We start from the raw sequence: 10,244 nt of genomic DNA on the forward strand, positions 1-10,244 counted from the left end.
TTTCTGATTGAGCTATCGGAACAAATGTTGTAGGGTAGAACTACAATTCTGCTACCCGGTAGCCGCCTGAAACGCCGCGCAGACGTTACGTTCAGGGTGCAAGGTGGGCAATCGTGCCCACCCGCATACGGTTACGGCACGTCCCCTCAACGGGACGTGACGGGTTCGCGCAGCGGGGGACAAATGAAGCAGTTGCAGCATCAGCTGGTGCGTTTCTTTGTATTCACGATCCTGGCCATGGCCGTGGCCTGTTGCCTGGCCTATCTGCTGCTGCTCTCGGGCGGCGACCATCCGTATCTGATCGCCTGCGTGGCCGCCGCCATCGGCGCCGCGCTGCTGGCGTTTGCCGGCCGTGCGCGCGGCGAGCCAGGCTTGCATCAGTTCGCCGACACGGTGGGCAACGCCATCGATGCCATCATGATCGGCGCGGCGGAAACCTCGTATTTTGTTGATTCCGTCAAACAGAAGGTGGAACTCGATGTGCGCACGGCCAGCGACATCGCCGACAGTTCCGTACAAAATGCCGCCATGACGGAAAAGATCGCCGCCAATGCGGAGCGGGCCGCCAAGGTGGCCGCCGGCGTGCGCGTGGAAAGCGTGGCGGCGCGCGCCGAAGTGGACCAGGGCTTGCAGCGCATCAATAAGGCACGCGAAGAAGCGCAAGGCGCTTCCAGTACCATGCTGAGCTTGCAGGAAAAATCCAAACGCATCACGGGTTTCACGGAAGCCATTTCCGATATTTCCGCGCGCACCAACTTGCTGGCGCTGAACGCCGCCATCGAGGCGGCGCGTGCCGGCGAACATGGACGCGGTTTTGCCGTGGTGGCCGGGGAAGTGCGGCAACTGGCGCAGCGCACCAAGGAAGCCTCCGATGAAATCAGCGTGATGGTGCGCGAAATCAATGAACAGTCGGAAAAAGCTGCGCGTGGCATGAGTTCGCTGGCGGCCGGCGTCACGGAAGCGGCGCGCAATGTGGAAAGCGTGCATGCATCGCTCAGCCATATCGAGGAATCGTCGGGCGTGTCGGAAGACGAGATCGGGCAAATCGCCCGCGCCTCGCGCGAACACGTCGACACGACGCAAGTGATCGCCGATGCCATCCTGCAAATCCGCGACAGCATGCTGTCGACGAACGCCGAATTGCCGCGCGCCACACAGTCGGCCATGGCCCTGGCCGAGCGGGCCGAAGTGATCGCCGGCGCCCTCGGCGAATCGAGCGTGGCCACGCCGCACGACGAGATCCGCGAGGCGGCCCAGCGCGCCGCGCGCGACGTGGGCAAACTCTTCGAGCAAGCCATCGCGTCGGGGCGCATCACGCGCGAAGCCCTGTTCGACCGCCACTACCGCCCCATCCCGAATACCAATCCGCCCAAGCACAACACGAAATTCGACGCGTTTACGGACAAAGTGCTGCCGGATGTGCAGGAAGGCGTGCTGGCCGCCCTGCCGCACCTGGCCTACGCGGGTGCCGTTGACAACAATGGATATTTCCCGACGCACAACAAGAAGTTTTCCCAGCCGCTGACGGGCGACTACGCCACCGATATCGTGAATAACCGCACCAAACGCATCTTCAGCGACCGCACGGGCAAGCGCTGCGGCAGCAACACCCGGGCGTTCCTGTTGCAGACCTATAAACGCGACACGGGCGAAGTCATGCACGATTTATCCGTGCCCATCCACGTCGATGGCAAGCACTGGGGCGGTTTCAGAATTGGTTACCGCTCCAGCAGTCACGCATAAAAAAACGCCTGATGTTTCATCAGGCGTTTTTTTGTGCCGGTAGAACACTTATTCAATATGCGGCTTCGGCGCCACGCCCCCGCCGGCTGCCGTGGCCGTGCGCAGGGTGGGTGTGTTCATGCTTTCCAGGTGGTTGCGCAGCCATTTGTGGGCGGGGCTGCGGGCGTCGCGCTCGTGCCACAGCATGTCCAGGTGGACGGCTGGCAGGGTCAATGGCAAATCCTTGTACAGCAGCGATTCCGTCATGCCTGTCGAGGCGATCAGGTGGCGCGGCAAGACCGTGATCAGGTCGGAATTGGCGACGACCCGCCCAGCGGTAAAGAACTGGTTGACCGTCAACAGGATGCGCCGTTCGCGGTGGATCTGCGACAGCGCCTCGTCGATCAAGCCATGCGCGCGGCCGGAAAAGCTCACCAATAAATGGTTGGCCGCGCAGTAGTTATCCAGGGTCAATTCCTTGTCGGCCAGCGGATGGCCGCGCCGCATCACGCACACATACTTGCCGGAATACAGGCGTTCATGGCGGATGGGCGAACCCGTTTCGCTCGACAGTTGCGCCGCCACGCCGGGAAAGAAGCCCACGGCCAGGTCGATGTCGCCGCGCAGCAGCATCGGGCGCGGTTCGCGCGTGGTCAGCGGCATCATGCGCACGTTGACGCCGGGCGCTTCCCGTTCGATCGAGCGCATCAGCGAAGGCAGCCAGAACGCGGCCGTCGCATCTGCCATGGCCATGCGGAAGGTGGCGTGGGTTTTTGACACGTCGAAGGTTTCCGGCGTGACGGCCGCTTCCAGGCTGGCCAGGGCCGAGCGCACGGATGGCCACAGCGCTTCGGCGCGGGGCGTGGGTTTCACGCCGTACGCCGTGCGGATCAGCAATTCGTCACCGAGGCTCTCGCGCAGGCGTTTGATGGCGTTCGATACCGCCGGCTGCGTCATCGCCAGGTGGCCGGCTGCGCGCGTCAGGTTTTGTTCCGTCATGACGGCGTCGAAAACACGCAGCAAGTTCAGATCCAGCGTCAGAAAACTCATGGAAAGCCCAAGATAAAAGTTGAATTGATTACTTAAGAGTGTAAACCGCGCCGGGCACGAATATTTTCACTCGTAAAAAAATATTACAGTTTTCCATTCATGATTCATATAATTGGTATCAAGAAATGGAATTAGATTTATATGTTGCACTGCACTATAGTACTGGCAAATTCTATAATGCACTGGAACACTATGTCTACCTTCGCCTCCGCCCTGTACGCAGTATCCGCACCCGTGCTGGAGATTTCCCTGCTGAATGCCCTGCAACTCGTGCTGGTGATCGTGGCCGTGGGCGCCTTCGCCCTGCTGTTCAAGCCTTTGCTGGTGGGGATCGCCCGCGCCATGGTGCTGCTGGTGCGTCCCAAGCTGAGCCGCGAAGAGCGCCTGGCGCGCCAGCAGATGCGCGAAGCGCAAGCCTTGAAGCGCACCCTGGGCAAGATGGATGGCGTATCGCCAAGCAATGCCGCCGAGCTGCGTGCCCTGTCGACGCGCGCCTGAGCGATCAACTGTTGCAGATGACAAGCCGGCGCGAGCCGGCTTTTTTACGCCCGCGTTTTCGTTCAGGCCGCTTCAGGCCATGTCGCCCAGCAAATGCGCGCGCAACAAGGTGTCGGCCGGGTGGGCGCCGATCCAGATTTTCAGCAGCGCATTATAGAAGGCCAGGTCCGGTACCATGTCGCCCACCTGCTTGCCGTTCAGCTTGCACAACGTGCCCTCTTCCGGCAGCCAGTCAACGGTGAGAATGTCGCCCTTTTTCAGGCCGGGCACCATTTCGAACATGGCGCCGAACTGCATCGTCTGGCTCAGCAGGCGCGTGCGGTCGGCCTGGTCGGAGCTGCGCTTCAAGCCCTGCATGAAGGCTTGTCCCAGCTCGTCCGAGGTGATGTCGCGCAGCATGACGATTTCCAGGCGGCGCGGCCCGGGCAGCGCCAGGATGTCGGCCAGCTGGGTTTTCTTTTCCGGCAGGTACAGCGCAATCGTGTAGACCTTGAAGATGACCTTGTAGCGCACGCCGGCGCCGTTGAGTTTCAACTCGCGGCTGGCCAGCTGTACCGTGTCGTCCAGCTTGACGCCGCCGATCTCGACGGCCAGCGCTGCTTGTGCCAGGGCGGCGCACAGGCCGATGGCAGCGAGGGAGCGGCCCAAACGCGATGTGCATATTTGCATCTTCTACCTCCGTGGAAACCATGGGCTGTGGATAAGTCAGCACACAGTGTAGAACAGTTGGCAGAAGCTGGCGCCACGCAGAAGTGGGCCAGAAGTGGCGCGGGAGAAATGCTCAGGTTTTTGCGGCGGGAAGTTCCGCCTGCAGGCGTTCGTACTTGGCCATCAATTGCTCCGGGCTTTCGCGCCAGGCGGGATTGAAGGGGATGCAGCTGACGGGGCACACTTGCTGGCATTGCGGCTCGTCAAAGTGGCCCACGCATTCGGTGCACTTGTTGGGATCGATTTCGTAGATTTCCGCGCCCATGTAGATCGCGTCATTCGGGCACTCGGGCTCGCAAATGTCGCAATTGATGCATTCGTCGGTGATCAGTAATGCCATGATTTCACTCTTACTTATTGCGATGAGGCAGCGTTGGCGGCAATCTTGTTTTGCAGCCAGCGGTTCACCGAGGGGAAGACAAACTTGGAGACGTCGCCGCCCAGCGCCGCGATTTCGCGCACGATGGTGCCCGAAATGAATTGGTACTGGTCGGATGGCGTCAGGAACATGGTTTCGACGTCGGGCAGCAGGTAGCGGTTCATGCCCGCCATCTGGAATTCGTATTCGAAGTCGGAGACGGCGCGCAAGCCGCGCACGATGACTCGCGCTTCATGCTTGCGCACGAAATCCTTGAGCAGGCCGGAAAAGCTTTCCACTTGCACATTTGGGTAATGGCCGAGCACTTCGTTGGCGATTTCCAGGCGTTCGTCGAGCGAGAAAAACGGCTGCTTGTTCTTGCTGTCGGCCACACCGACGATCAGCTTGTCAAACAGACCCGATGCGCGGCGCACCAAATCTTCATGACCGCGCGTGAGCGGATCGAATGTTCCTGGATAAACGGCTACAACCATTGCGGCTCCCTGACGATGCACCAATATAGACGCGCATTATGCCTGAAATTGGTGACCACCTTGGTGCTGCGCCTCGGGGCAGGGAGCCTTTTTGCCTCATTTATAGGCAGATTCAGGCAGTTGCCGGCACTTTGTTGTAAGTTAGCAAATGATAATAAACGGTGCCCGCCTTGTCGGCGCGGATGACTTCCCACGGCGCCATCCACTCCGGTTTTTCCAGTGCGCTGGCTTCATCGAAGACCAGCGGCAAGCCCGATTCCGCGTACACCATGCCGCCTTCCGTGAGCAGGTTGGCGCACAGTGGCAACACTTTCGCCAGGAAATCCTGCTGGTACGGCGGATCGAGGAAGATCAGGTCGAAACGCTGGCCGCGCGATGCCAGGCCTTGCGCCGTCAGCAGGGCGTCGCCGCGCAGCAGTTGCACGTTGTCGGCGCGCAATTTCACCTTGTTCTCTTCCAGCTGGCGGATCACGGGCGTATGCGTATCGACCATGGTGACGGCGGCGGCGCCGCGGCTGGCCGCTTCAAAACCCAGCGCGCCGCTGCCGGCGAACAGGTCCAGCACCTGGGCGTTGGCCCAGTCGCCGTCGCGCAAGTGATTGATCCAGTTGAACACGGTTTCGCGCACGCGGTCCGGCGTCGGGCGCAAGCCCAGTGCCTGCAAAACAGGCAGCACGGAACGCTTCCACTGGCCGCCGATGATGCGTACCTGGTTCGGTGGCGGCGCGTGGTGGACGGGGACTTTGGCGGGTTTTTTAATTTTCTTTTGCATGGGCATTTAAAACACCTAACAAAACCTACTGCGCGTCGCGATTTGCGGCCTGCGATGCTCACTGTGCATTCGCACAGCTGCGCTTCTTAGCCACAACTCACTGCCGCTCGCTACGGTTTTGTTAGGCGTTTCATTTCTTCAATTTGATGGCGGCCACTATAGCATATGGCCCCCTCCCCGCTGCTGGCGCTGCCGCTCTATTTGGGTTGCGTGGCCAGGGAATTGAAATCGTCGATCCAGCCCTGTATGCGCTTGACGGCGTGGGCCTTTTGCGCCGGCGTGGCGATCTTGATCACCGTCAAGACCATCTGCGCCGTGCTGCTTTCGTAGGCATCGAAGAAGGCCTTGCGCTCCGAATGTTCGAGTCGCTCGAAACTGTCCTTGATCAGGGTCGTGATCAGGGCTGCACTGGCTTCCTTGCCGAGTTTTTCCTGGTGAACTTTCTTGACCAGGTTCAACACATTCTGCTGGCGCCGCATGCGTTCGTCGAGCCAGATCTCATTGTTCAGCGGACGCGCGTCGGATGCCTTGCGGATGATGGCTTCCTGTTCGCTGCTAAAGCTGCCGAACCACAGTTCGAATTGCTCCATGGCTTTCTTGTAGCGCAGTTTCTGGCGCTTTTCCTGGTCACCGCTCAGGTATTTCTTGCGGTAATCATCATTGTTCGACTTGAACTTCTTTTCCATCTGCGCGATCTGCTCGGGCTTGAGCGAGCGCGCCAGGTCGGCCAGCTCGGGCGCAGCTTTCAGCAGCAGCGCTTGGGTGCGCTGCTTGATCTCGCTGTAGTCCGCCATCAGGTCTGCCTGCGTGGTATTGCCTTGCAGCTGCTTCTGGCCCGTGCGCAGGATTTCCACGTAATCCTTCAATTGCGTCTTGCGGTGCCAGTCGAACAGCTTGTCGATATCGTCGCGCACCCAGCCCTTCTGGTCGCGGTCCAGGTCGACATACGCGTTCAGCCACCAGTACAGTACGGTATCGCCATTGTTGTAGGCCAGACGCAAGCCGCTGCAGCCGGCCATGACGACGAGCACGATGGCCAGCATGGCATACATAAAGTGGCTGGAAGGCGTGGAAAACGGGGCCTGCGTGTTAAACTTTTTCATATTCTTAACTTATAAAAGACGGTCTATGAACGTTGTCATTCTCGCTGCCGGTATGGGCAAACGCATGCAGTCGGCACTGCCCAAGGTATTGCACCCGTTGGCGGGCAAGCCGCTGTTGTCGCACGTCATCGACACGGCGCGTGGCCTGGCGCCGTCCCGATTATGCGTGATTTACGGGCATGGGGGCGCAGCGGTGCTGAAGTTGCTCGAGGGCTACAAGGTGAACCATGCCGTGCAGATCGACGCCGCCGAGCAGGCGCAGCAACTGGGTACCGGTCATGCCGTGCAACAAGCGCTGCCTTTGCTCGATGACAGCGTGCCGACCCTGATCCTGTACGGCGACGTACCGCTGACCAGCGCCGTTTCCCTGCAGCAGCTGGTGCAGGCGGCCGGCCAGGACAAGCTGGCCATTCTGACCGTGGAACAGGACGATCCCTTTGGCCTGGGCCGCATCGTGCGCGAGCACGGCGCCATCGTGCGCATCGTCGAGGAAAAGGATGCCACGCCAGAAGAGCGCGCCATCAAGGAAATCAACAGCGGCATCATGGTCGCGCCCACCGTACAACTGAAACAATGGCTGTCGGCCTTGTCGAACGACAATGCCCAAGGGGAATACTATCTGACCGATATCGTTGCCCAGGCTGTCGCCGATGGCGTGGCCGTCACGTCGGCCCACCCGGCCGCCGTGTGGGAGGTGGCGGGCGTCAACAGCAAGGTGCAGCTGGCCCAGCTCGAACGCATCCACCAGAACAATATCGCGCAAGCGCTGCTCGAGCGGGGCGTGACCCTGCTCGATCCGGCCCGCATCGACGTGCGCGGCGAACTGATTTGCGGCCGCGATGTCACCATCGATGTCGGCTGCGTGTTCGAAGGCAGAGTCGAACTGGGCGATGGCGTGCGCGTGGGCGCCAACAACGTCTTCATCAATGCCACGGTGGCCGCTGGCGCGCACATCAAGCCCTTCTGCCATATCGAGGATGCCGTCGTCGGCGCCGCTTCCATCATCGGCCCGTACGCGCGCCTGCGCCCGGGCACGGTCCTGGCGGAAGACGTGCACATCGGTAACTTCGTCGAAGTGAAAAACAGCCAGATCGCCGCGCACAGCAAGGCCAATCACCTGGCCTACATCGGCGACGCCACCATTGGCTCGAAGGTCAACATCGGCGCCGGCACGATCACCTGCAACTACGATGGCGTAAACAAGTTCCGCACGGTGATTGAAGACGATGCCTTCATTGGCAGCGACAGCCAGCTGATCGCGCCCGTCACCGTCGGCAAGGGCGCCACCCTGGGCGCCGGCACGACCTTGTCGAAAGATGCGCCGGCCGGCAAGCTGACCGTTTCGCGCGCGCGGCAAGTGACCATCGACGGCTGGACGCGTCCCGTGAAAATCAAGAAGTAAGCGGCGCAGTCAGCCCTTGCACACAGGCAGGCCGCCCGGCCTGCCTTTTTTGTATGTGGATAACTCTGTGGGCAAGCCACTGCACAAGTGGCGCATAAACCTGTGCGCAAGCCTGCGCATAAGCTGTTGGCAAGTTTTTCAATCTGGCCTGCCATGCGCTTATCGCTGCCTTTTCCGCTGATTCCAGCGGCTTGCCAGCGATACAATCGCCTTTTTCGGCGTATTGTGGATAACTCTGTGGGTAAGTCTGCGGATAAGCGCTGGATAGCGTGGGTACAAGTGGGGATAACTGCATTTTCACCCCTCGCTCCCCGGGTATTGCTGTGGGTAAACCTGTGGAAAAACCGTGCACAGACGGTGAATAGTTGGTGGGTAAGTCGTGCGTTGGATCAAGCAACAGCCGCAAGCCCGGCTTGCGGCTGTTGCTGCCGCATCAGAAGCGGCGATTCAGTTCGACCCACAGGCGGGCCGAACTGCGCGCCGCCAGCAGGACTGGCGTGCCGCCGATGGGCTTGGCGACGTATGCGCGGGCATTCCACTGCTGCCCGCCCGCCCAGTTCACGCCCAGTCCGGCGCCGTGCAGGCGCGCGCTGTTCGGGCCTGGCGTCCAGCGCTGCTGGTTGACCGTCACGCGCGCGCTGTCGACGAAGGCCACGGCTTGCCATTGTCCCGCTTCGCTGGCGCTGAGTTCATGCCGCCATTCCGCGCTGCCAAAATAGCCGAGGTCGCCAGCTGCCGCGCCCACGTCATAGGCGCGCACCGTGTACGGCCCGCCCACGCTCATCTTTTCGGACGAGTCGAGGTTGCCGTCCGCCCACTGCCCGGCGACGGTCAGATACACGGCATTGCGCTGGTCCAGGTTTTGCAGGCGCGACAGGTTGACGTTCCATTTCGCGTAATTGCCATGGCTGCGTGCGCTGAACGCGTCGTTCAGGCGCGCCAGCGGGTCGGTGATGTCGAGCTTGCCGGCTGTCGCGGCCACGCTCCAGCTGGTGATGGCGCCGGCCAGGGCAGCATCGCGCACGTCGCCGCCGAGGGTCGCGCTCAAGTTGTCCAGGCGGCGGTCGCTGTGCATGGCGCTGGCGTCGATACGGTCGCGCAAGTGCACCTGATCATATTGCAGCTGGATGGACATGTTCGCATCGCGGCTGCGCAGCAGCGGATGGCGCAGCCAGCCACTGGCGACCTGGGCCGTGCCATGCGCCTCCAGCGGGCGCATGGCGCCTTGCAGGCGGTAGCGCAAGGCGGACATGGCCACCCCGGCGCGCGTGCCGGCGCCGTTCAGCAGCAGGTCATAGCCGAGACGCGCATACGACATGCCCTTGCCCGAGCTGAGCACGCTGGCGCTGGCCACGTCGCCCTGGTGCAGCGGGTTGTACAGGTACACGGTGGCGCCAAGGCGGGCGCGGCCCGTGTAACGGTTGCCATTGTTGTCGAGGAAGGCAGCGCCAGCCATGCGCGGACCGGACCAGGCATCGACCAGCAGGTCGGAGCTGCCGACCTCGGTGCCGGGCTTGAGCGTGGCCGTGATGGCCACGTTCGGTATGTCGGACAGCAACAGCAAGCTGCGGTCGATTTCCGCCTGGCTGATGGTCTGGCCCGCTTGCAGCGGCGCCAGCGTGGCATTCAGCAAGGCGTCGCTGACGTCGCTCTGGTTGGCGATGCCCACCTGGCCATAGCGCGCTTCGAGGACCTCGATGCGCACGATGCCCTGGCGGATGGTCTGGGCAGGCACGATGGCGCGCGCCAGCGGATAGCCATGGGCGCGGTAGTAGCCGGTGATGCGGGCCGCCAGTTCGCCCAGTTGCTCCAGGGACAGGGTCGTGCCGTGGGCGCTGGCGATGAGCGCCTGCAAGGTGGCCGTGTCGAACGCGCTATTGCCGCTGATGTCGATCTGCGTGACGAGAAATGGCACGCTGGCGGGCAGCGGCGCGCCCTCTTTCTGTTCGATGCGCAGCGCCGGCGCGCCGGGGGGCGCGTTGGCGGGCGTGGCCGGTTGCAACTGGCGCAGGATGGCGCCCGCGTCGGGCACGACCGGGGTGGTCTGGGCGGCGGCGCATGGCGCGAAGGCCAGCAGCAGCAGGGACAGCAACGGTTGTTGCAGCAGGTGTCGCGGAGTCGATGAATGTGTCATGGT

At 61.9% G+C, this 10,244-nt stretch carries 10 protein-coding genes; 3 read left to right on the forward strand and 7 right to left on the reverse strand.

The genetic code is table 11. The features are described 5' to 3' along the window. Positions 1–183 precede the first annotated feature (183 nt). Complete coding sequence (locus O3297_RS26475; RefSeq protein WP_092609623.1) at positions 184–1,743, forward strand: methyl-accepting chemotaxis protein; 1,560 nt, start codon at positions 184–186, stop codon at positions 1,741–1,743. A gap of 48 nt (positions 1,744–1,791) precedes the next feature. Here O3297_RS26475 and O3297_RS26480 read toward each other — a convergent pair whose 3' ends face one another. Beyond that, positions 1,792–2,772, reverse strand: a complete 981-nt coding sequence (locus O3297_RS26480; RefSeq protein WP_034752642.1) for a LysR family transcriptional regulator — start codon at positions 2,770–2,772, stop codon at positions 1,792–1,794. Positions 2,773–2,964: 192 nt separating this feature from the next. Here O3297_RS26480 and O3297_RS26485 point away from each other — a divergent pair, with 192 nt between their 5' ends. Next, positions 2,965–3,270 carry a hypothetical protein gene (locus tag O3297_RS26485; protein WP_034783860.1) on the forward strand — a complete coding sequence of 102 codons (306 nt, stop codon included), beginning with the start codon at positions 2,965–2,967 and terminating at the stop codon, positions 3,268–3,270. Between the two features lie 72 nt (positions 3,271–3,342). On the opposite strand, the gene O3297_RS26490 is transcribed toward O3297_RS26485, so the two are convergent. From O3297_RS26490 to O3297_RS26510, 5 genes are all read right to left on the reverse strand, one after another. After that, positions 3,343–3,939 carry a chalcone isomerase family protein gene (locus tag O3297_RS26490; RefSeq protein ID WP_034783861.1) on the reverse strand — a complete coding sequence of 199 codons (597 nt, stop codon included), beginning with the start codon at positions 3,937–3,939 and terminating at the stop codon, positions 3,343–3,345. Between the two features lie 112 nt (positions 3,940–4,051). Then, on the reverse strand, positions 4,052–4,318 hold the full coding sequence (locus O3297_RS26495; RefSeq protein WP_034752637.1) for a YfhL family 4Fe-4S dicluster ferredoxin: 267 nt from the start codon (positions 4,316–4,318) through the stop codon (positions 4,052–4,054). A gap of 14 nt (positions 4,319–4,332) precedes the next feature. Then, complete coding sequence (gene coaD / locus O3297_RS26500; RefSeq protein WP_034752633.1) at positions 4,333–4,830, reverse strand: pantetheine-phosphate adenylyltransferase; 498 nt, start codon at positions 4,828–4,830, stop codon at positions 4,333–4,335. A 112-nt stretch (positions 4,831–4,942) separates the two neighbouring features. Next, complete coding sequence (gene rsmD, locus O3297_RS26505; protein WP_230522898.1) at positions 4,943–5,602, reverse strand: 16S rRNA (guanine(966)-N(2))-methyltransferase RsmD; 660 nt, start codon at positions 5,600–5,602, stop codon at positions 4,943–4,945. Between the two features lie 197 nt (positions 5,603–5,799). Continuing rightward, entirely contained in the window at positions 5,800–6,705 is a 906-nt protein-coding gene (locus O3297_RS26510; protein WP_305050897.1) for a DUF6279 family lipoprotein, read from the reverse strand. Between the two features lie 25 nt (positions 6,706–6,730). Between O3297_RS26510 and glmU the strand changes: the two genes are divergently transcribed. Beyond that, complete coding sequence (gene glmU / locus O3297_RS26515) at positions 6,731–8,107, forward strand: bifunctional UDP-N-acetylglucosamine diphosphorylase/glucosamine-1-phosphate N-acetyltransferase GlmU (protein WP_305050898.1); 1,377 nt, start codon at positions 6,731–6,733, stop codon at positions 8,105–8,107. A gap of 433 nt (positions 8,108–8,540) precedes the next feature. Here glmU and O3297_RS26520 read toward each other — a convergent pair whose 3' ends face one another. Next, positions 8,541–10,241: a ShlB/FhaC/HecB family hemolysin secretion/activation protein gene (locus O3297_RS26520; protein WP_305050899.1), complete on the reverse strand. Its 1,701-nt coding sequence runs from the start codon at positions 10,239–10,241 to the stop codon at positions 8,541–8,543. Positions 10,242–10,244: the final 3 nt, after the last annotated feature.

The sequence above is a fragment of the Janthinobacterium sp. SUN128 genome (genome assembly GCF_030587275.1).
GTDB lineage: Bacteria > Pseudomonadota > Gammaproteobacteria > Burkholderiales > Burkholderiaceae_D > Janthinobacterium > Janthinobacterium lividum.